The organism is Rhodopseudomonas sp., assembly GCF_036404135.1.
In the GTDB taxonomy this organism is placed as follows: Bacteria; Pseudomonadota; Alphaproteobacteria; order Rhizobiales; family Xanthobacteraceae; genus Rhodopseudomonas_A.
Genome location: NZ_DASWPE010000097.1, coordinates 32,197 through 53,136, shown reverse-complemented (window position 1 = coordinate 53,136; position 20,940 = coordinate 32,197). Strand labels below are relative to the sequence as shown.

Genomic DNA, 20,940 nt, shown 5'->3' with positions numbered 1-20,940 from the left:
CGCATATTTGCCGAGGTCGTGCAGCCGGCCCGCCAGCGCCGCCGCCGCGGCGGCCCCGAACTTGTCAGCACGCGTCGCCGCCAGCTCTGCCGCTTCAATCAGATGCTCGAAAAGCGGCTGCCAATCGGATTGATCGGAATTTTCGGTCGAATGCGCGAAATGCATTCTATTCCCTTAGACGCACAAGCGGATGAGCAAGTGCTACCATGATTATATTGAACGCGCTTGGGCAGCCAGTGAATTTCAGCTGCTGATTGTGTTGTGCAACGATTCAATGTCGTTTGGCCGCTCACGAAATAGGTTCGCGCAAATCGAGACGCATCAATCTGCCGCGCAAAGGCGGGACGCAAGTACCTCGCCGGCGTGACGCGGAGATGGCAATAACAAGCGGCAGGTATCGGTGTCTTGTTGGTAATTCCCTCCGGTCAGGTCGGAAAAACGACGTTAGTGTCAAAATCCTCCTTGGCTCCGGCTTGGTTCACCCCAGCATGGTCGCTCTTCGCAGCATCTCACGCTTCATCCGGACAGGTCCGCCGCCCGCTCGGGTGATGCGGAATGCGTTGCGGCGCGCAGGGAGGCACGTTAAAATTGCCGCTATGCCGGCTAGCGCGGCAGTTTGGTTTTTCAATTTCCGATAGGTCGATTGATGACACGATGGCTTTTTGTGGTTCCCGCTCTGCTGCTGGCCACCGGAGCGCAGGCCCAGCAGGGGCAACGTCAGGATCCCGGCTGCGCGCGCGACGTCCAGCGGTTCTGCCGCGCCCAGATTAACGACGGCGATATGGTAATCCTGTCCTGTCTGCAGGAGCATCGCGCAAGGCTGAGCAGGGCCTGCGCCAAAGCGCTGGCCGACAACGGCCGCTGAGATCGTCCGCTCGCGCACCGCCGGCGGCCGGTCTCGCACCGCTCGGCGCCGTCGGGCATGTCCAGCGCGGCGACCCGCACCCGGCGCGGCAGCCGGCCTCACCGATCAGTGAGCGGCGGCGTCTGCGACGCTGCGTTGCGGTTGCGGCCCCGCGTTCCTAGCTATGAGGTGCGTCCGGATCGGTTCCTGCCCAGCGAGGCCCTTGTGAGCACAGCCGCAGCCCATCAGATGCCGCCGTCGCATCGACCGCTGTGGCCGCCGGCCCCGCCGCGCGCCTCCGACACCATGACCGCGTTCGGGCGGCTGGCGGCGCTCCGCAACAACGCGATCGCGAGCTGGGGCGCGCGCGCCTATCAGGACGATGTGGTGCGCGGCCGGTTCTTCGGTCACTCCAGCTTCATCCTGAATACGCCCGACGCGATCCGCCACGTGCTGGTCGACAATTACGAGAACTACGTCCGCACCGCGGCGGGCATCCGGGTGCTGCAGCCGATGCTCGGCAAAGGCCTGTTGCTCGCCGAGGGCCGCGCCTGGAAGCATCAGCGCCGCACCCTGGCGCCGGCCTTCACGCCGCGCGCGGTGGCGACGCTGGTGCCGCATATGCGCTCGGCGATCGACGAGACGCTCGCCGAGTTCGAAGCGGCCGGCGACGCCGCTATCGATCTGCGCGAGGCGATGCAGCGGATGGCGCTGGAGATCGCCGGCCGCACCATGTTCTCCTTCGCGATGGGCCGACACGGCCGCAGCTTGCGCGACTTCGTGATCGATTACGGCACTCGGCTGGCGCGGCCGCATTTTCTCGATCTGCTGCTGCCCTTGGCCTGGCCGACGCCGCTGGATGTCGTCCGCGCCGGGTTTCGCCGGCGCTGGACCGGGTTCATCGCGCAACTGATGGCGGAGCGCCGCGCCGCCGGCAAGCTCGACGGCGCGCCGCCGCGCGACCTGTTCGACCTGATGATGGCGGCGCGCGATCCCGAAACCGGCGAGGCGTTCTCCGAACCGCAGCTCGGCGATCAGGTCGCCACCATGATCCTCGCCGGCCACGAGACCACCGCGACCGCGCTGTTCTGGGCGCTGTATCTGTTGGCGCTCGACCAGGACAGCCAGGATCAGGTGGCCGCCGAACTGCACGGCCTACCCGCCGGCGTCGCGCCCGAGGTCGAGCGTCTCAGCTTCACCCGCGCGGTGATCGACGAGACGCTGCGGCTCTATCCGCCTGCATTCCTGATCGCGCGCGCCGCCGCGGGCCGCGACGTGGTGGCTGGCAATCCGGTGCGCAAAGGCGACGTCATCGTGATCGCGCCATGGCTGCTGCATCGCCACGAAAAGCTGTGGCAGGATCCCGGCGCCTTTCTGCCGGCGCGCTTTTTGCCGGGCCGTCCGCCGCCCGATCGTTTCGCCTATCTGCCGTTCGGGGTCGGCGCCCGGGTCTGCATCGGCGCGCATTTCGCGCTGGTCGAAGCCACGCTGGCGCTGTCCGGGATCGTCGGCCGGTTCCGCGTCGAGCTACGCGACACCACGCCGGTGCTGCCGATCGGCGTCGTCACCACGCAGCCCGATCATTCCCCGTTGTTTCGTCTGACACCGCGCTGAGGTTGGCTTGGATATTGACACCCCCTCGATCGAATCGACCGACAGCTCCGCGCAATTCGCGGCGTTGCAGCAGGCCGCCGAGCCCGCGGTCGCCAGAGCCATCGAACGCCTGGTGGCCGAGGGCTCCGACCGCGAGCTCAACCGCATCAACCTGCTGGACTTCTCCGCGCGGCGCGAACTCGACGAGGAGCGGGTGATCTCCGGCTTCCTGCACGCCTCGCGGCTCGGGCTGTTCGATCTGAGCTGGAACGTGCTGTGTCCCGGCTGCGGTGGCGTGCTCGACGCCCACAACACGCTGAAATCGCTGCGCCCGGACGAGTATCACTGCGGGCTATGCGCTTCGGACTACGAAGCCTCGGTCGACAAGCAGGTCGAGGTGGCGTTCACCGTGGCGCCGCGGGTGAGGCGGATCGCCGCGCACGATCCGAATACGCTGCCGATCTGGGAATATTTCCGGCAGATGTTCTGGAGTTCCGGCGTCGATTTCAACGAGCAGGGATTTGCCCAGCTTACCGGCGAGGTGACGCTGGATGCGATCGAACTGCCGACCGGCCGCAGCGTGACGCGGGCGCTGCAATTGCCGCCCGAATTCATCATCGTGTTCGAGCCGGTCACCCACGCGGCGCAATTCATCGACGTGCAGGGTGAGCCGACCGACGAGGTGCAGCAGCTTTCGCTGGTCTATCACAAGCTGGCGACGCCGACCGAAACCATCACGCTGCGGCCGGGCCCGCTGCAATTGTCGCTCGACAACCGCGCCGATACCCGGGTGCTGCCGTCGGTGTTCATCGCCGCCGACGCGTTGCATCATCTGCTCGGCCAGCGCAAACCGTTTCTTACCGCCAAGCGGATGCTCAGCAACCAGACCTTCCGCGACGTGTTCAAGGCCGACAATCTCACCATCGACCAGCGGCTGAAGATCACCTCGCTGACCTTCCTGTTCACCGACCTGAAGGGCTCGACCGCGCTGTACGAACGGGTCGGCGACCTCGCCGCGTTCGATCTGGTGCGGGCGCATTTCCGCGCGCTGCTGGAGATCATTTCGTCGCATAAGGGCGCGGTGGTGAAGACCATCGGCGACGCGGTGATGGCGACCTTCGTCGCCCCGGAGCAGGCGCTGGCCGCGGGCCTGCGGATGCGCGCGGCGATGGACGCGCTCAACGCCGAGCGCGGCACCGCCGATCTGGTGGTCAAGATCGGCATCCATGAAGGGCCGTGTCTCGCGGTGATGCTGAACGAACGGCAGGATTATTTCGGCCAGACCGTCAACATCGCCTCGCGGGTGCAGGGCTTGGCGACCTCGCAGGCGATCCACATCACCGGCACGGTGATCGCGGCGCCGGCGGTGGCGACACTGCTGCGGCAGGCCGGCATCACCCCGATCCAGAAGCAGGCGGCGTTGCGCGGCATCGCCGACAAGGTGGTGGTCTACGAGATCCCTTGAAGGTGAGGCATCACCCAAGCCCTGGGTCCATTTACCATCAGCGTCAGAACAAGCGTGCCTCGGCGATCCGGTTCAGCGTGACGATTTGGTCTGCGACCGGCGCCTGCAGCGAATTCTCTGCCGCCGAGACGACGCCGAGCAGACGATCAAACGCGGCTTCCGCCACGTCAACCGGCAGCGGCTGATCGTCATAAGCGTCGATGTAGTCGGTGACGATCAGCGCGAGCATCCGATACAGCGCCCGGTGGCGGCTGTCGCGCTGCGCCAACTGATCGGCCTTCTGGTGAAAGGCGCGGTAGGTCCGCAGACCGTGATGCTGATCGATCAGCCAATCGTGAAGTTCACCCAAGATGCCCCCCTCATGGTTCGAGAAGAAGCAATTACTTATATCACGATTCCTGCCGGCGAAAATGGCTTTTGCAATGACCGCTATCGGCCCTGCTAATCGAGCGCTTTTCGTGGAGTGATAGCAGGGAAGCTTGTAGGATTTTTGACGGGCGGACCGATCGCGCTGGGCGCGCGCGAACAGCCGTCGCGCCGGCCGCCATCGCGCCCAAATCGCGACGGCATTGGCCGGGCTGCGATCCAGCCAAAGATTTCTTAACCGTAACCCAGGCGTCGGGAACGCCGGCGGATTGCCAGCGTTGCAATTTCAGTCATAGAATTTCTTTCACAGGATGATGGCCGCCTTGGCATCCGTTGTCCCAAACCCGGTCAAATCGATGCTGAGCCGACTGCGCCAATTCATTGCCGATGTCGTGGCCCCGGCCACCGACGACGAATTGTCATTCGACGACAACGGCTATCGCCTGGCGGCGACCGCGCTGTTGATCCACGTGATCTCGCTCGACGGCGAGCCGTCCGACGTGGAAAGAAGCAAGCTTCACGCCCTGCTGGAAACCCGGTTCGGGCTCGACGCCGGCGCCGCGGCCCGGCTGATCAAGTCGGCCACCCTGGCCGAAGGCGACGCCGTCGATCTGTACCATTTCACCAGTGTGATCATGCGCACGGTCAATGAAGAGGGCCGGCTTCGGATCATCGAGATGATGTGGGAGCTGGTCTATGCCGACGGCAACGTCACCGAGTTCGAGGAGAACGTGGTGTGGCGCGCCGCCGACCTGCTCGCGGTCTCGGCCCGGGACCGCATCAACCTGAAGCGTCAGGTCGCCGAAAGCCAGATCGGCGAAAACCAGATCGGCAAAGCTTCAATCGGCTTTGCCGCCGGCCGCCCGATCGCCGAGCCGCAGGCCGACGACGTCGCACCATAAGATCTCGCCCCGTAAGATCTGGCGCGGGAACGATCGCGCACCGCACGCCGCGCGAGAAAGACGACTGGCGTTTAGCGCGGTGGTTGCCCGGCTAAGCGCCGGTCGTTGCCGCTGCCGACATTAACAAATCTTAATACGCCAAGAAAACTCGATAGCGCGCGCGCTCGTCCGTTTGGACGGCGCGATAACCTTGCACGGCTCTTGCTTCGCGCCTAATGGCTATGGTCATCTCCACAAAGCATCGCCGATACGTTCATCAATCGAAGAGTTCTGAAACGTGACTGAGCGCGTGACGTTGATCACTGGTGCCTCCGCGGGCATCGGCACCGAACTGGCGCGCGTTTTTGCGTCTCATCATCACCGGGTGGCGCTGGTGGCGCGCCGGGCGGAGCGGTTGGATGCGCTGGCGCAGGAAATCGTCGCCGCCGGCGGCGCCAAACCGCTGGTGATTGCCTGCGATTTGCGGCAGCCCGACGCCGGCGACAAGATTGCCGCGGCGCTCACCGAGGCCAATGTCGAAGTCGAATATCTGGTCAACAACGCCGGCTACGGCCTGTTCGGCCAGGCCGATCAGCTCGATCGCAGCGCCCAGCTCGGCATGATCGACCTCAACATCCGGACGCTCACCGACCTGTCGCTGCGGTTTTCCGCCAGCGTCATCAGGCTGCGCGGCGGCATTCTCAACGTCGCCTCGATCGCCGGCTTCCTGCCGGGTCCCGGCATGGCGGTGTACTACGCCTCCAAGGCCTTCGTGCTGTCGTTTACCGAGGCGTTGCACGCCGAACTCGGCCGGCACGGCGTGCGGGTGACCGCGTTATGCCCGGGGCCGGTGCTGACCGAGTTCCAGCAGCATGCCGGGTTCGAGCCGGGGGTCGACAGCGCGATCCTCAACGTGCCGGCGGCCGACGTTGCCCGTCAGGGCTTCGAGGGGCTGATGGCCAACAAGCGCGCGGTGCTGCCGGGGCTGGGCATCAAGATCGTGCCGCTCTTGCTGCGGTTTTTTCCGCGCGGTTTCGTGCTGGCGGGGGTCGGGAAAATTCAGCTGCGGCGGCGTTGAACCGGCGGCTAAACAAGGCGGTTGCCGCTGCCTGAGATTTGATCGGCGGCCTGCTTACAAATTTCTCTGCGGATTACAGCAAACCGCGGTATGCTGACCGATCACCGGCCAAATAGAAAAACGGATGTCGGTTCAATCGGCTAATATGGGTTCTGCAGAGCTGTTGCGGCTTTCGACCGCGGTCGCCCCGGTGTCGATCGCGCCGCGTGCTCCCGATCTGCGGCCGGTTCTGATCGTGCTGCATCAGGAAATGTCGACCCCGGGTCGGGTCGGCAACGCGCTGCGGCTGCTCGGCCACCCGCTCGACATCCGCCGGCCGCGATTCGGCGATCCGCTGCCGGCGACGCTGCAGCAGCACGCCGGCGCGGTGATTTTCGGCGGCCCGATGAGCGCCAACGACCCCGACGACTACGTGCGCCGCGAGATCGATTGGATCGCAGTGCCGCTGAAGGAAAACCGGCCGTTTCTCGGGATCTGCCTCGGCGCGCAGATGCTGGCGGCGCAGCTCGGGGCGCGGGTGGCGCCGCACGCCGAAGGCCGCGCCCAGATCGGCTATTACCCGATCCGTCCCACCGCGGCCGGCCGCGCGATCTGCGCCAATTGGCCGGAGCAGGTCTATCATTGGCATCGCGAGGGCTTCGATCTGCCGGCGGACGGCGAATTGCTGGCTGAAGGCAGCGATTTTCCGGTCGAGGCGTTCCGCGCCGGCCACGCCTTCGGCTTCCAGTTTCATCCCGACGTCACCTACGCGATGATGCATCGCTGGACCACCCGCGGCCATGCCCGGCTGGAGCTGCCCGGCGCCCGGCCGCGCCACGATCATTTCAGCGACCGCGCCGTGCACGACTTCGCCGAGCGGCTCTGGTTGCGCGATTTCCTCGGCGTCTGGCTGGCGCCGACACCGCTGATCCTGCCCGACGCCGGACTGGCGCAGGCGGCGGAATAGCGTGGGCGCATCAGGTGATCGGCGCTGGCTTGGGGGATATGAAAGCTGCTGGCTGGCTGCCCGTCGTCGCCCTGCGGGCTATGCCGGGCACGCTTCGCTTTCGGCTAGCGTGGCTGCGCCACGCGTAGCCTAAGGCGAAGCGTGGTGGAGCCAGGCGGGATCGAACCGCCGACCTCGTCATTGCGAACGACGCGCTCTCCCAGCTGAGCTATGGCCCCGTCGCGACTGGTTCGACCAAGCGAAGCAGCCAGCAGACGGCGTCATTTACAGTCCCCTCCCGGGCCAAGTCAAGAACGACTGAACCCGATGTTTTGCGCGGCATTTTAACTCGGAACTTCCCTTGTTTGGCGCAGGCCGAACCGATATTTACGGGATCAGTCGAATCCGCGACCAACCCCCGCGAGCCACCCCGCCATGCGCGCCATTCTCGACATCGTCCTGATCGTCCTCGACCTCTACATCTGGCTGCTGATCGCCTCGGCGATCCTGTCATGGCTGATCGCGTTCAACGTGGTGAACACCCGCAACCAGTTCGTGTCTTCGGTGTCCGAATTTCTCTACCGAATCACCGAGCCGGTGCTGGCGCCGATCCGCGGCATCATGCCGAATCTCGGCGGCCTCGATATTTCACCGATCATCGTCATCCTGCTGATCATGTTCCTGCAGCGGGTGATCACTTATTACATCTACCCCAGCGTGTTCTGAGCGGGTGACGCTCCGGCCGCATCAAGGGGCTTGGCTGCGGCCGTGACCGAGGCCTGGCGCTATTCCGCCCAGGGCATCAGCGTCGCGCTGCGGGTGACGCCGCGCGGCGGCCGCGACGACATCGACGGGCTGGAAACGCTCGCCAATGGCCGCAGCGTGGTGAAGGTCCGGGTGCGCGCCATCGCCGAGGGCGGCGAGGCCAACCGCGCGGTCACCGAGCTGTTGGCCAAGGCGCTCGGCGTGCCGAAACGCGCGGTGCGGGTGCTGTCCGGGACCACCTCGCGGCTGAAACAGCTCGCGGTCGACGGCGATCCGAAGCAACTCGGCGAAACCCTGCGCCGGCTGACCGCGCCAAAGCCGGATTGATTCGGCGTCCGAGTTGGGCAATAGCACCTCCGCAACTCTTCGCCTCTCCGCATCGGAGTCGGGTCGCGCAAGCGATCCGGGTGAGGGGGTACGGCCTCACGAGAGGTCGTAACCCCTCACCCCAGCCCTCTCCCCATGGGAGAGGGAGCCTGCTTCCGATGCCGCAAGGCACCACCGACATGGGGAACGACATGACCGCGCAGATCATCGACGGAAAAATCATCTCGGCGGAGTTGCGCGGCAAAGTCGCCGAGGAAGTGGCGCGGGTGGTGCGCGACCATGGCGTCACCCCGGGGCTCGCGGTGGTGCTGGTCGGCAGCGATCCGGCCTCCGAGGTCTATGTCCGCTCTAAGCACAAGCAGACCAAGGAGGCCGGCATGGCCTCGTTCGAGCACCGGCTGCCCGCCGAGGTGCCGCAGGCCGAGCTGCTGGCGCTGATCGCCAAGCTCAACGCCGATCCCGCGGTGCACGGCATCCTGGTGCAATTGCCGCTGCCGAAGGGGCTGGACAGCAACGCGGTGATCGATGCGATCGATCCGGCCAAGGACGTCGACGGGCTCAACCCGGTCAACGCCGGCCGGCTCGCCTCCGGGCTGTTCGCGTTGACGCCGTGCACGCCGCTCGGCTGCATCATCATGGCCAAGCAGGTGCACGCGTCGCTTCAGGGCATGAATGCCATCGTGATCGGCCGCTCCAATCTGGTCGGCAAGCCGCTGGTGCAATTGCTGCTCAACGAGAACGCCACGGTCACCATCGCGCATTCGCGCTCGCGCGATCTGCCGGCGCTGTGCCGGCAGGCCGATCTGGTGTTCGCCGCGGTCGGCAAGCCGGAGATGGTGAAGGGCTCCTGGATCAAGCCGGGCGCCACGGTGATCGACGTCGGCATCAACCGCACGCCGTCGCCGGACGGCGGCAAGGACAAACTGGTCGGCGACGTTGCGTTTGCCGAGGCCAAGGAAGTCGCTGGCGCCATCACCCCGGTGCCGGGCGGGGTCGGACTGATGACGGTGGCCTGCCTCTTGGTCAACACGCTGCGCGCCGCCTGCGCGATCCACGGCCTGCCGAAGCCGGGGGTGTAATTCCCACGGCGCTTGGCCTCATCTGCCGTGCCGTCATCCTGAGGCGCCCGAGCAACGCGAGGGCCTCGAAGGATGCGGCTTCGAGTGTGGGACTCTGCAATGTGCTTGCAGCCATCCTTCGAGACGCCCGGCTTCGCGCTGCGCGCTTCGCCGGGCTGTCTCAGGATGACGGCGGAATATGTCGTAACGCGGCGCTGCGCGAGGGCACCCTTCCCCGCAAGCGGGAGAGAGAAGAGGCCGGCGTCGCGGCAAGCCGGACTATCCCGCCGCGTTCTCGATCAGGCGCCGATAGAACCGGATCATGTCGGCGTAGTTTTTGATGCTGAGCCGCTCGTTGGTGCCGTGGAAGCGCTTGAGATCTTCCGACGTCGCCCGCACCGGCGAGAACCGCAGGATGTTGTCGGCGAGCTCGGCATAGTGCCGTGAATCGGTCGCCGCCACCATCAGCCCGGGCGCCACCACCACGTCGGGAAAGATCTCGCGAATGGTCTGGTTGAGCTGGCGGTAGGCCGCGCTGTTGGTGCCGGTCACCGGCGGCGGATCGAAATTGCCGTCGAAGCCGCTGATTGCGATGCTGGCATTGCCGACGGTGTTGCGGACGTGGTCGGTGACGCTCTGCTGGGTGTCGCCCGGCACCAGCCGGAAATTCACGCTGGCCTCGGCGATTCCGGGCAGCACGTTGTCCTTGTCGCCGGCGTTGAAGATGGTCAGCGCCGTGGTGGTGCGCAGCATCGCCTCGGTCGGGCCGGTCTTTTCGAATTCGCGCAGCAACAGCGGCTTGAACAGCCACAGGTTCGACAGCACGACGCGGTAAACGCCGTGCATCTCCGGCGCCAGGGTGTCGAACATCTCCGCCACCGTGCCGCGGATCTGCATCGGCAGGCGGTGGTCCTCGAGATGGCTGAGCGCCGCGCTCATCATGCCGATCGCGGTCTGCCGCGGCGGCATCGAGGAATGCCCCGGGGTGGCGCGGGCGGTGAGTACCAAGGTGGCGTAGCCCTTTTCGGCAACCCCGATCAGCGCCGCCGGCCGCGACAGCCTGGTCATGATGCCGTCGGTGATCAACAGGCCTTCGTCGAGCACGAAATCCAGCTTGACCGCGCGCGACGCCAGCAGCCTGGCGATGGCGCCGGCGCCGCGCAGGCCGGACACCTCTTCGTCATGGCCGAACGCGAAATACACCGTGCGCTTCGGACGGAAACCCTGCCTGGCCATCGCCTCGGCGGCCTCCAGCATCGCGTAGAGATTGCCCTTGTCGTCCCAGGAGCCGCGTCCCCAGACGAAACCGTCGGCGACCACGCCGTCGAACGGCGGCTGAAGCCAATCCGGCTCGGTCTTCGGCGCAATCGGCACCACGTCCTGATGCGCCAGCAGCGCGATCGGCTTGGCCGCGGGATCGCTGCCCTCCCAGGTGTAGAGCAGACTGTGGGCGCCCACCACCTCGCGCTTGGCCGCGGCATGAAACGCCGGGAAGCTTGCCACGATATGCGCCTGCAGCGCTGCGAGCGCTGCGGCGTCCTGTTCGGGATTGAGAAAATTCGAGATGGTTCGAAAGCGGATCGCTTCCGACAGCCGCGTCGCGGCGCCGGTGGCGTCGACGTCGACCGGCGGCACGGCTGCGACCTGCAATTGCCGCGAGCCATGCCGGTAGGCGTTGAGCGTCAGTCCGCCGGCGAGCAGGACGATGGCGGCAACGAGTGCCGCCACCAGATTGCGGATCACCCGAAGCAGCCGTCGCATCGCGATCTCCTTCGACAGCAACCGGCGTCGCCGGGCAGGGCCCCGGCGGGTGTTAGGCTTTCGCCGTCTTCGCCGACTTTTCCCGTTCGATCCCGTCAAGGATCAGCTGGCGCGCCTCGTCGGCATCGCCCCAGCGCGTCACCTTGACCCATTTGCCGGGCTCCAGATCCTTGTAGTGCTCGAAGAAATGCTGGATCTGGTGCAGCGTGATGTCAGGCATGTCGCTGTAGTTCTGGATGCGGTCGTAGCGCTGGGTCAGCTTCGACGACGGCACCGCGAGGATCTTCTCGTCGCCGCCGGCTTCGTCTTCCATCAGCAACACGCCGACCGGCCGCACGCTGATGATCGCGCCCGGCACAATGCCACGGGTGTTGGCGACCAGCACGTCGCAGGGGTCGCCGTCGTTGGACAGCGTGTGCGGGATGAAGCCGTAATTGCCCGGATAGCGCATCGCGGTATAGAGAAACCGATCGACCACCAGCGTGCCGGCGGCCTTGTCCATCTCGTACTTGATCGGCTCGCCGCCGACCGGCACCTCGACAATCACATTGACGTCATACGGTGGGTTGGCGCCGAGCGAAACTGCGTCGATGCGCATCGATGAAACTCCAGATTGGTCGTGTTGAAATCAAAGACGCCGCCGGGCGGTGCCGCAGCGGGTCAGGGGATGGGCGGCGGTCAGTGTGACCAGGCGAATGCCACCTTGTCGAGAGACTTCGCACCGAATCGCTCCGAGGAGCGCGCGACCATTCGTCCACCCAGCGCGCGATAGAACTCGGTCGCCGGTTCGTTATCCAACAGCGCCCAGATCACCATGCTCTTCAACCCGCTCTGCACCAGGTCGCGCTTCGCCGCGGTGAAAAGCCTGCGGCCGAAGCCGAGGCCCTGGAATTCCGGACGCAGATACAGTTCGTAGATCTCGCCTTCGAACTGCAGGCTGCGGGCGCGGTTGCGACCGTAATTAGCGTAGCCCGCAACCTTGTCGCCGAAGCACAGCACGCTGACGCGGCTGCCCTTGCGGATCGCCGAGTCCCACCAGTTCGGACCGCGCCGGTTGATCAGCTTTTCGAGTTCGGCACCGGGGATAATACCCTGATAGGCCGAGCGCCAGGCTTCATCATGGGTGGCGGCCACCGCGGACGCATCCGCAGCTTTGGCCGGTCGAACCTCGATCAGGGTTGTGCTCATGGAGCGATCAAAGCAAGGTCCGGCCCCGGCATCAAGGTCCATCGTTAATTATCGGTTAACGTGTGGATTTTTTGCATCACTCCGCCGCCTTGTGTGCCAAAACCGAACAGATTCCGCGGAAATTGCGAGCTGGATTGACCGTCGCTATCGCTACGCCGGCAGCGAGCCAGCTAGCCGAGCGCCTGCCGCGCCGCGCGGGTGCCTGAGTCGCGGGCGCCGTGCGCGGTGGAGAAGAAGTTCGGCGAGGTGGCTTCGCCGGCGAACAGCAGCCGCCCATCGACCGGCGCGGCCAGCACCGCGCGGGCGCCGGCGTGGCCCGGCAGCGCATGCGAATAGGAGCCGCGCGCGAAGGGATCCTGCACCCAGCGCGACTGCGCCAACGGCCGCAGCCGTTTGCGATAATCCGAGCCGAGCAGCCCGACCAGTTCGTCGATCGCGGCCTGCGCCAGCGCGTCGCCGCCTTGCGCGATCAGCTCCTGCGCAAAGCGGCCGCCGAAAAATCCCGAGATCACCGGCAGGCCGCGCGGCCGCAGATCGTAGCTGCCGGTGCCGACCCGGTTGGTTGCGCCGCGCAGATGGCCGTCGATCGGCAGCGCGTGATGCGCCTGCGGCGGTTCATCGAGCGCCAGCATCACCTTTTCGGCGACGCCGAGCGGCAGGCCGCGCGCGGCCTCGACCTTGTCGGGCAGCGGCGGGTCGAAGCGGATTGCCTCCTCGGCGATCAGACTGGTCGGCACGGTGACGATCACCTTGGCGGCCGCCAGCGTGCCTTGCGATGTCACCAGCTTGATGCGCGGGCCGGAATGATCGATCAGCGTCACCGCGGTGTTCAGCGCCACCGGGCAGGGCGCGCCGTAGGCCGCGATCAGCGCGCCATAGCCCGATTGCAGCCGCCAATTGATGTCGCTGTCCTCATAGGCCGCGGTGTCATGGCTCGACACGAGGTCGAGCTCGCAACCGTTGATGTAGGTCGAGATGGCGTCGATCAGCGGATTCCACGGGTTGCCTGGCTCCAGCCAATCGCTCGCCGCGGTGTCTTGCGGCAAACCCGCGGCAGCCTCGACGCGGGCGTAGAACGCATCCTGCGCCTCATAGAACGCGGCGTGGGCCTGCGCTGAGAAGCCGACGTCATAGGCGTGATCGCGCCACGAGCCGCGCGAACGGTCGATCGCGGCGCCGAGCGAGGTGGCGATGCCGACGAAGCTGTTGCGGTCGGCCGAATGCAGCCATTCGCAGCCGACGTCGAACGGGATGTCGGGCGCTGCGAGAATGGTATGGCCGCGGCCGCCGATGCGGTCGCGGGCTTCCAGGATGATCACCGAGCGTCCGGCTCCTTGCAGCGCGAACGCGGCGCCGAGCCCGGCGGCGCCGGCGCCGATGATCGCGATATCGATTTCCGACGGCAATGCCATCGCTCAAGCTCCGAACCGGCACGGTGTCGAACTATAGCAGGCGCGGTGGCGCGCTGATGACAACGCGCCACCGCGGCCGCTGACTTGCCTAGGGATGCAGGATCACCTTGCCCATCGCCTGGCGGCCGGCCAGAACCTTCAGCGCGTCGGCGGTCTGCGCCAGCGGGAAGGTGCGGTCGACATGCGAGGAGATCTTGCCCTCGGCGGTCCACTGCACCAGCTTTTCCAGATTGGCCCGGTTCTTCGCCGGATTGAGCTTGGCCCAGGCGCCCCAGAACACGCCGCGGATGTCGCAGCCCTTCAGCAGCGCCAGATTGAGCGGCATCTTCGGAATCTCGCCGGCGGCAAAGCCGATCACCAGGAAGCGGCCTTCCCAGGCGATCGCCCGCAGTGCGGCTTCGGCGTAAGCGCCACCGACCGGATCGAAGATGATATCAACGCCGCGGCCTTCGGTCAGCCGCTTCAGGCCGTCCTTGAGATCCTCGGTCGCGTAGTTCAGCGCGAGGTCAGCGCCGTGCTGTCTGGCGAAGTCGAGCTTTGCGTCGGAGGAGGCGCAGGCGATCACCTTCAGCCCCAGCAGCTTGCCGAGTTCACAGGCGGCCAAACCAGTGCCGCCGGCGGCGCCCAGCACCGCCAATGTTTCGCCGGGCTGCGGGCGGGCACGATCTTCCAGCGCATGCAGCGCGGTGCCGTAAGTGATGATGACGCCGGCGGCGCGGTCGAAATCGAGATGGTCGGGGATCTTGACGATGGATGCGGCCGGCAGCGCGATCTTGTCGCGCGCGCCGTTGTAGCCGCAGGACGCCACCACGCGGTCGCCGACTTTCAGATCGGCGACGTCGTCGCCGAGGCTCTCGATGACGCCGGCGACTTCGGCGGCCGGCGAGAACGGCAGTGGCGGCTTGATCTGGTACTTGCCCTGGATCATCAGGGTGTCGAAGAAATTCAGCGCCGCGGCTTTGATCGCGATCACCGCCTCGCCGGGTCCGGCGATCGGATCGGCGATGTCGGCGAGCACCAGATCATCGGGGCCGCAATAGTCGGAGCACAGAATTGCCTTCATGAATCCACCCAGGTTCGTTTTTTGACGGTCATTCAACCTCGGGGCTTCTTGCCGGATTTGCCGGTCCCGGACAATTGGATTCGGTCGCCTGCATCGACGACGTCATTCCGCCGCGTGGCATCACCGCACCGACTGAAAATCGCCGGACACGCCCGAGCTCGGACAAACCGTCGCGCCGGCTTTCCAGAATCGTCCAATCCGGTTAAGGCAGGACAACACGTTCGCTGTGGGTGCCGGGCCATTATGCAGTCACAATGATGAGGGACGAGGCTGCTATGCGCGTGCGGCGATTGTTGATAGGTCTGGCGGCGGCGGGGCTGGTGTGCGGGGTTTCGACCCTGGCGCTGGCGCAGACGCCGGCTCCAAAGGGTGCGAAATCGGCGCCGGCGAAGCCCGCTGTGGCAAAGCCCGACTCCAAACCGGCGCCCGCTGCGGCGTCCTCAGGCGGCGCGGAGCCGCAACTGATCGGCCAGTTCGGCACCTGGGGCGCCTATGTGGCCAATCCGGGCGGCCGCAAGGTGTGTTTCGCGCTGGCCAAGCCGTCGTCGTCGAAGACCAATCCGCCGAACCGGCCGCGCGACCCGGCCTATGCCTTCATCTCGACCCGGCCGGCCGAAAAGGTCGTCAACGAGGTTTCGGTGATGATCGGCTACACGCTGAAGCCCGGCTCGGAATCCACCCTTGAGGTCGGCGGCGCCAATTATGCGATGTACAGCCAGGGCGACGGGCTGTGGATCAAGAATGCCGCCGAGGAGGAGCGCATGGTCGAGGCGATGCGCCGGGCGCCGGACGTCACCGTCAAGGGCGTCTCGGCCAAGGGCACCGCCAGCATCGACACCTTCTCGCTGAAGGGCCTGGCGCAGGCGCTGGACCGGCTGGCGCAGGACTGCCGGCGGTAAAGGGTCGCAATCCGCCGTCCCGACTGCTATATTGGGCTTGAAATTCCATCGCCATGGCCGGCCCCGTGCCGGCCATCCGCATTTTGCGGCAGCGATGGCCCCTCGGATGGGCCAGGGCGCGGCTGCGCCGGGCGCCGTCTTATGCGGTCGGTGGGCACGCTGCGCTTTGCCCGCCCTACAGATGTGATGCGATGACCCTGTCAGCTTCCCCGGCCCTGCTCGAAAAGACCGCGCTGGAAACCTATGTGCCGCCGGCGAAGCCCTCGCTGATCGGGCTGTCCCGCGCCGACCTCGCCGCGGCGCTGGGCGGCATCGGCGTCGCGGCCTCGCAGCGCAAGATGCGGGCGCAGCAGCTGTGGCACTGGATGTATTTCCGCGGGGTCCAGGAATTCTCGGAAATGACCAGCATATCCAAGGAGATGCGCAGCCAGCTCGCGGAACATTTCACGGTGGCGCGGCCGGAAGTCGTGGCCGAGCAGATCTCCAATGACGGCACCCGGAAATGGCTGCTGCGGCTGCCGAGCGGCGTCAGCGGCGAAAAGGCCCATGAGGTCGAGTGCGTCTACATTCCGGAGACCGACCGCGGCACGCTGTGCGTGTCCAGTCAGGTCGGCTGCACGCTGAACTGCTCGTTCTGCCACACCGGGACGCAGAAGCTGGTGCGGAACCTCACCGCCGGCGAGATCGTCGGCCAGGTCATGGTGGCGCGCGACCGGCTCAACGACTGGGCCGATCGCGAGACGCCGAACGGCAACCGTCTCGTCACCAATGTGGTGATGATGGGGATGGGCGAGCCGTTGTACAATTTCGACGCGGTGCGCGACGCGCTGTTGATCGTCTCCGACAACGAAGGCATCGGCATATCGCGGCGCCGGGTGACGCTGTCGACCTCCGGCGTGGTGCCGAATATCGTGCGCGCCGGCGAGGAGATCGGCGTGATGCTGGCAATCTCGCTGCATGCGGTGCGCGACGAACTGCGCGACGAGCTGGTGCCGTTGAACCGCAAATATCCGCTGGCGGAACTGCTGCAGGCCTGCCGCGACTATCCCGGCGCCTCCAACGCGCGGCGCATCACCTTCGAATATGTGATGCTGAAGGGCGTCAACGACTCGCTCGACGACGCCAAGCTGCTGGTCAAGCTGCTGAAGGGCATTCCGGCGAAGATCAACCTGATTCCGTTCAATCCGTGGCCGGGCAGTGCCTACCAATGCTCGGACTGGGACCAGATCGAGAAATTCTCCGAATACATCTTCAACGCCGGCTATTCCTCGCCGGTGCGCACCCCGCGCGGCCGCGACATTCTCGCCGCTTGCGGCCAGTTGAAGTCCGAAACCGAGAAGCTGTCGGCGCGCGAGCGCGAGGCGCTGCGGGCGATGGCGATGACGGATTGATGGGCGGGTTCGGCCAAGCCCTCATGGTGAGGAGCGCGCCCGCTTCGGCGCGCGTCTCGAACCATGAGGCGACATTCCTCATCCTTCGAGACGCCCGTCGCCGCCCTGCGGGCTTCGCCGGGCTCCTCAGGATGAGGGGCCTCGAACGTTGCACGGCGTCCGGCTCGCGATGGAATGGACCGTCATGGCGCTGATCGGCCGGCTGTTCGTGATCCTGTTCGGCTTCCTCGGCGCGTCGCTGGTGGCCGGGATGATCGTGGTCGGCGCGATGCTGTATCCCGAATTCAGCGACATCGGCGTCGAGCCGATCGACCCCAATGCGCTCAACATCATCTTCGGCTTCGGCTTCATCTTCGTGTCGGGCTTTGCGCTGTTGCCGGCGCTGATCGTGGTGCTGATCACCGAGGCGTTCTCGATCCGCAGCATCCTGGCCTATGCGCTGGGCGGCGCGGCGGTCGGGCTCGCCTGCTATCTCGGGCTGGTGCCGTTCGACCCCGCCGCGATGCGGTTCGACGGCATCGTCCGCCGCCACCTCGAAATCATGACCGGCGCCGGCATCGTCGCCGGGCTAGTCTATTGGGTGATCGCCGGCCGCAACGCCGGCGCCTGGCGCGGGCCGCCGCGTGCGCTGCCGCCGGCGGCAAGGCCGACGCTCTGAGCCGAGCCATCGGCTCCGCTTGACCCAGATGCCGCCGTCATCCTGAGGAACCCGGCGAAGCCCGAAGGGCGAAGCCTGGTGTCTCGAAGGATGCGCCACGGCTGTCTTGCTCACCCTCCCCTGGAGGGGGAGGGTCGGTGAGCATCGCGCAAAGCGCGGTGCGAACCGGGGTGGGGTGGGCTTGTTTGGCCGTTGGCGATTTGTCTCCCACCGCAATCACCCCACCCCGACGCTCGCTTCGCTCGCATCGACCCTCCCCCTCCAAGGGAGGGTGAAGCGGCCGCGAGCCTCGTGTTAGGGAGGGTGAGCCCCCGGCTTTTCATGTTCGGCCCGCTCGGCTAAACCGCCCCCATGAACCGCACCGGACTTTTCATCGCGCTCGGGCTGTTTGCCGGGGTTGGCCTCCTGTTCGGGATCTTTCCCGGCCTCGACCTGTGGCTCGCCGGGCTGTTTTATGACGCCGAGACCAAGAGCTTCCCGCTGAAGGCGGTGGCGGCGGCGAGTTTAGCGCGCGACGCCGCAATGTGGATCGCCTGGGCGTTCGCCGCGCCCTCGATCGTCGCGCTGGCGGTCAAGCTGGCGCGGCCGGACAAGCCGCTGCTGGTGCGCGGCCGCACCGTGATGTTCCTCTTGGTGTCGATTACGCTGTCCGCCGGTATCCTCACCAACCTCACCTTCAAGAGCCATTGGGGTCGGCCGCGGCCGATCTTCGTCACCGAATTCGGCGGCCAGAACCATTTCGTGCCGTGGTGGGACCCGCGCGGCGATTGCCCCAAGAACTGCTCGTTCTTCTCCGGCGAGGGCGCCACCGCGTTCTGGACCTATGCCCCGGCGGCGCTGGCGCCGGCGCCGTGGCGGCCCGCGGCCTATGCCGCCGCGACCGTGTTCGGCGTCGTCACCTCGGGCCTGCGGATGGCGTTCGGCGGGCATTTCTTCACTGATGTGGCGATCGCCGGTCTGGTCAGCTTCCTGGTGATCTGGCTGCTGCACGGCCTGATCTATCGCTGGGGCTCGACCCGGTTCTCCGATGCAAGGATCGACGCCGCGCTGACGCGGTTGGCTTGGCCGGGCTACCGCTGGCGGCAAAAACGCCGCGGCTGCGATGTCGGCCCGGTGCCGGCGGCATGAGCGACATTCATGGCGCCCGTCAGGATTAAACGCGTGCCCATGGCTGCGAATTTTGATATTCGCGCAGTCAAATTTGCAAACGAACTCAGCCGATTGGAAGTTTCATGACGACGATCTTGAAGAGCCTGCCCAAAGGAGAAAACGTCGGCATTGCTTTCTCGGGCGGGCTCGATACCTCAGCGGCGCTGTTGTGGATGAAGCAGAAAGGCGCCCGGGTGTTCGCCTATACGGCGAATCTCGGCCAGCCCGACGAGGCCGATTACGACGAGATTCCTCGCAAGGCGATGGCGTTCGGCGCCGAAAAGGCCCGCCTTGTCGATTGCCGCGCGCAATTGGTGCATGAAGGCATCGCCGCGATTCAGTCCGGCGCCTTCCACGTCTCGACCGGCGGCATCGCCTATTTCAACACCACGCCGCTCGGCCGCGCCGTCACCGGCACCATGCTGGTCTCGGCGATGAAGGAGGACGGCGTCAACATTTGGGGCGACGGCTCGACCTACAAGGGCAACGACATCGAGCGGTTCTATCGCTACGGACTGCTGACCAATCCGGAGCTTCGCATCTACAAGCCCTGGCTCGATCAGCAGTTCATCGACGAGCTCGGCGGCCGCGCCGAAATGTCGGCGTTCATGACCGCCGCCGGCTTCGCCTACAAGATGAGTTCGGAAAAGGCCTACTCGACCGACAGCAATCTCTTGGGCGCCACCCACGAGGCCAAGGATCTCGAGCACCTCGATTCCGGCATCAAGATCGTCAACCCGATCATGGGCGTGCCGTTCTGGCGCGACGACTGCGCGGTCAAGGCCGAGCAGGTGTCGGTGCGATTCGAGGACGGTCAGCCGGTCGCGCTGAACGGCAAGAGCTTCGCCGATCCGGTCGCGCTGTTCCTCGAGGCCAACGCGATCGGCGGCCGCCATGGCCTCGGCATGAGCGACCAGATCGAGAACCGCGTCATCGAGGCGAAAAGCCGCGGCATCTATGAAGCGCCGGCGATGGCGCTGCTGCACATCGCTTACGAGCGTCTGGTCACCGGCATCCACAACGAAGACACTATCGAGCAATATCGGATCAGCGGCATGCGGCTCGGCCGCCTGCTGTATCAGGGCCGCTGGTTCGATTCGCAGGCTTTGATGCTGCGCGAAACCGCGCAGCGCTGGGTGGCGCGCGCCATCACCGGCGAGGTGACGCTGGAGCTGCGCCGCGGCAACGACTACTCGATCCTGAACACGCAGAGCCCGAATCTGACCTATGCGCCGGAGCGGCTGAGCATGGAGAAGGTTGAGGACGCGCCGTTTACCCCGGCGGACCGCATCGGCCAATTGACCATGCGCAACCTCGACATCGCCGACACCCGCGCCAAGCTGGACATCTTCGCGAAGGCCGGCCTGCTGGCGGCCGGCGAAGGCTCGCATATCCCCAAGCTCGGCAGCGACAAGGGCTGAGCCGCACGGCCGCTCACCTCACCGCGCACCAGCCCTCGCGGTGGCCGCCGTCATAGCTTCGCGCGTAACCGCCGGCGAGCAGCGCCGCGGAGACGTTCGGCGTGCGTTTTGTGGCGGCGTCGGCCACCACGCGGCCCTGATATTTGTCCGGGCCGATATTGTAGATCGTCACTTCGCCCTCGCCGAGCAGCTGGTGCAGCGCTTGGCCGGCGGCCTCCGCCTGTTTCAGCTCCTGCGCGCATTGCGCCTTCAGCTCCGGCGCGTCGATGCCGCGCAGCCGCACCCGCGTCGTCATGTCGAGCCCGGGCCACAGATGCACCCGCGCCTCGAAAGTGTCGCCGTCGATGGTGCGGAGCACCTCGACCGGATGCCGCACGCTCGGATTGCCGGCGCGCTGCCAGATCGCCTCGTCGTCGCGATCGCGCTGCGAGGGCGACGAACTCGTGCTCGGAAACGGCCAGTGAATCCAGTGCCGCGCCGGCAGCATCGTCCCCGCCGCCACGCCGAGCACGAACACCCAGGGCAGCGCCGCAGAGAATCGTCCGCGCCATGGCGAGCGCGGCGTAATGCGTACCGGGTTCGTTCTGGAAATTGGGTACATATTCCTAAGGTAGATCGATTCGGGCGCTCAAGCAACCGCAATCGATGTTGCGTGATGGGTCAGCCGAAGCTTGACAAAAATCACTTTTGTACAAA

General features: G+C 66.0%; 22 protein-coding genes and 1 tRNA gene. 14 read left to right on the top strand and 9 right to left on the bottom strand.

Translation table 11 applies throughout. The annotated features are described in order from the left end of the window. Positions 1-478: 478 nt before the first annotated feature. Positions 479-811 carry a hypothetical protein gene (locus VGC77_RS23680; protein ID WP_414709651.1) on the bottom strand — a complete coding sequence of 111 codons (333 nt, stop codon included), beginning with the start codon at positions 809-811 and terminating at the stop codon, positions 479-481. Between VGC77_RS23680 and VGC77_RS23675 the strand changes: the two genes are divergently transcribed. The 3 genes from VGC77_RS23675 to VGC77_RS11660 all read left to right on the top strand — a co-directional run bounded on the left by VGC77_RS23675 (position 767) and on the right by VGC77_RS11660 (position 3,902). Beyond that, on the top strand, positions 767-865 hold the full coding sequence (locus VGC77_RS23675) for a hypothetical protein (protein WP_414709650.1): 99 nt from the start codon (positions 767-769) through the stop codon (positions 863-865). The genes VGC77_RS23680 and VGC77_RS23675 overlap by 45 nt on opposite strands. A gap of 204 nt (positions 866-1,069) precedes the next feature. Beyond that, complete coding sequence (locus tag VGC77_RS11665; RefSeq protein WP_414709648.1) at positions 1,070-2,458, top strand: cytochrome P450; 1,389 nt, start codon at positions 1,070-1,072, stop codon at positions 2,456-2,458. 7 nt (positions 2,459-2,465) lie between these two features. After that, the gene (locus VGC77_RS11660) at positions 2,466-3,902 is read left to right on the top strand and encodes an adenylate/guanylate cyclase domain-containing protein (RefSeq protein ID WP_331171727.1); all 1,437 of its coding nucleotides are present in this window, start codon (positions 2,466-2,468) and stop codon (positions 3,900-3,902) included. Positions 3,903-3,945: 43 nt separating this feature from the next. On the opposite strand, the gene VGC77_RS11655 is transcribed toward VGC77_RS11660, so the two are convergent. Continuing rightward, positions 3,946-4,251, bottom strand: coding sequence for a hypothetical protein (locus VGC77_RS11655; protein ID WP_331171726.1), 306 nt, complete (start codon positions 4,249-4,251; stop codon positions 3,946-3,948). A 373-nt stretch (positions 4,252-4,624) separates the two neighbouring features. Here VGC77_RS11655 and VGC77_RS11650 point away from each other — a divergent pair, with 373 nt between their 5' ends. The 3 genes from VGC77_RS11650 to VGC77_RS11640 all read left to right on the top strand — a co-directional run bounded on the left by VGC77_RS11650 (position 4,625) and on the right by VGC77_RS11640 (position 7,173). Continuing rightward, positions 4,625-5,170 carry a TerB family tellurite resistance protein gene (locus tag VGC77_RS11650; protein WP_331171725.1) on the top strand — a complete coding sequence of 182 codons (546 nt, stop codon included), beginning with the start codon at positions 4,625-4,627 and terminating at the stop codon, positions 5,168-5,170. Between the two features lie 277 nt (positions 5,171-5,447). After that, positions 5,448-6,227, top strand: coding sequence for an SDR family oxidoreductase (locus tag VGC77_RS11645; RefSeq protein ID WP_331171724.1), 780 nt, complete (start codon positions 5,448-5,450; stop codon positions 6,225-6,227). Between the two features lie 145 nt (positions 6,228-6,372). Beyond that, positions 6,373-7,173 carry a glutamine amidotransferase gene (locus tag VGC77_RS11640; protein WP_414709649.1) on the top strand — a complete coding sequence of 267 codons (801 nt, stop codon included), beginning with the start codon at positions 6,373-6,375 and terminating at the stop codon, positions 7,171-7,173. Positions 7,174-7,315: 142 nt separating this feature from the next. Here the strand turns inward: VGC77_RS11640 and VGC77_RS11635 are convergent. Beyond that, positions 7,316-7,391: transfer RNA gene (locus VGC77_RS11635), tRNA-Ala, on the bottom strand. A gap of 196 nt (positions 7,392-7,587) precedes the next feature. Here VGC77_RS11635 and VGC77_RS11630 point away from each other — a divergent pair. The 3 genes from VGC77_RS11630 (at position 7,588) to folD (ending at position 9,323) form a co-directional block, all read left to right on the top strand. Next, positions 7,588-7,878 (top strand): YggT family protein, encoded by a 291-nt coding sequence (locus VGC77_RS11630; RefSeq protein ID WP_331171722.1) that lies wholly within the window; start codon positions 7,588-7,590, stop codon positions 7,876-7,878. A 42-nt stretch (positions 7,879-7,920) separates the two neighbouring features. Then, positions 7,921-8,244, top strand: coding sequence for a DUF167 domain-containing protein (locus tag VGC77_RS11625; RefSeq protein ID WP_331171721.1), 324 nt, complete (start codon positions 7,921-7,923; stop codon positions 8,242-8,244). A gap of 191 nt (positions 8,245-8,435) precedes the next feature. Next, entirely contained in the window at positions 8,436-9,323 is an 888-nt protein-coding gene (gene folD / locus VGC77_RS11620; protein WP_331171732.1) for a bifunctional methylenetetrahydrofolate dehydrogenase/methenyltetrahydrofolate cyclohydrolase FolD, read from the top strand. Positions 9,324-9,581: 258 nt separating this feature from the next. Here folD and VGC77_RS11615 read toward each other — a convergent pair whose 3' ends face one another. The 5 genes from VGC77_RS11615 to VGC77_RS11595 form a co-directional block, all read right to left on the bottom strand. Then, positions 9,582-11,063, bottom strand: a complete 1,482-nt coding sequence (locus VGC77_RS11615; RefSeq protein ID WP_331171720.1) for a M20 family peptidase — start codon at positions 11,061-11,063, stop codon at positions 9,582-9,584. 52 nt (positions 11,064-11,115) lie between these two features. Continuing rightward, positions 11,116-11,661 (bottom strand): inorganic diphosphatase, encoded by a 546-nt coding sequence (gene ppa, locus VGC77_RS11610; RefSeq protein WP_331171719.1) that lies wholly within the window; start codon positions 11,659-11,661, stop codon positions 11,116-11,118. 80 nt (positions 11,662-11,741) lie between these two features. Continuing rightward, a complete protein-coding gene (locus VGC77_RS11605) occupies positions 11,742-12,251 on the bottom strand; it encodes a GNAT family N-acetyltransferase (protein ID WP_331171718.1) in 510 nt (169 codons plus the stop codon). 170 nt (positions 12,252-12,421) lie between these two features. Beyond that, entirely contained in the window at positions 12,422-13,663 is a 1,242-nt protein-coding gene (locus tag VGC77_RS11600) for an NAD(P)/FAD-dependent oxidoreductase (RefSeq protein WP_331171717.1), read from the bottom strand. A gap of 88 nt (positions 13,664-13,751) precedes the next feature. Then, positions 13,752-14,726 (bottom strand): NADPH:quinone oxidoreductase family protein, encoded by a 975-nt coding sequence (locus VGC77_RS11595; protein WP_331171716.1) that lies wholly within the window; start codon positions 14,724-14,726, stop codon positions 13,752-13,754. A gap of 275 nt (positions 14,727-15,001) precedes the next feature. On the opposite strand from VGC77_RS11595, the gene VGC77_RS11590 reads away from it, so the two are divergent. From VGC77_RS11590 to argG, 5 genes are all read left to right on the top strand, one after another. Next, complete coding sequence (locus VGC77_RS11590) at positions 15,002-15,625, top strand: Invasion associated locus B family protein (RefSeq protein WP_331171715.1); 624 nt, start codon at positions 15,002-15,004, stop codon at positions 15,623-15,625. 191 nt (positions 15,626-15,816) lie between these two features. Further along, a complete protein-coding gene (rlmN, locus tag VGC77_RS11585; RefSeq protein ID WP_331171714.1) occupies positions 15,817-17,016 on the top strand; it encodes a 23S rRNA (adenine(2503)-C(2))-methyltransferase RlmN in 1,200 nt (399 codons plus the stop codon). 184 nt (positions 17,017-17,200) lie between these two features. Beyond that, positions 17,201-17,674, top strand: a complete 474-nt coding sequence (locus VGC77_RS11580; RefSeq protein ID WP_331171731.1) for a hypothetical protein — start codon at positions 17,201-17,203, stop codon at positions 17,672-17,674. A 351-nt stretch (positions 17,675-18,025) separates the two neighbouring features. Beyond that, the gene (locus tag VGC77_RS11575) at positions 18,026-18,802 is read left to right on the top strand and encodes a phosphatase PAP2 family protein (RefSeq protein WP_331171713.1); all 777 of its coding nucleotides are present in this window, start codon (positions 18,026-18,028) and stop codon (positions 18,800-18,802) included. A gap of 104 nt (positions 18,803-18,906) precedes the next feature. After that, positions 18,907-20,244 (top strand): argininosuccinate synthase, encoded by a 1,338-nt coding sequence (gene argG / locus VGC77_RS11570; RefSeq protein ID WP_331171712.1) that lies wholly within the window; start codon positions 18,907-18,909, stop codon positions 20,242-20,244. A 13-nt stretch (positions 20,245-20,257) separates the two neighbouring features. On the opposite strand, the gene VGC77_RS11565 is transcribed toward argG, so the two are convergent. Beyond that, positions 20,258-20,845 carry a thermonuclease family protein gene (locus VGC77_RS11565; protein ID WP_331171711.1) on the bottom strand — a complete coding sequence of 196 codons (588 nt, stop codon included), beginning with the start codon at positions 20,843-20,845 and terminating at the stop codon, positions 20,258-20,260. Between the last annotated feature and the right edge of the window lie 95 nt (positions 20,846-20,940).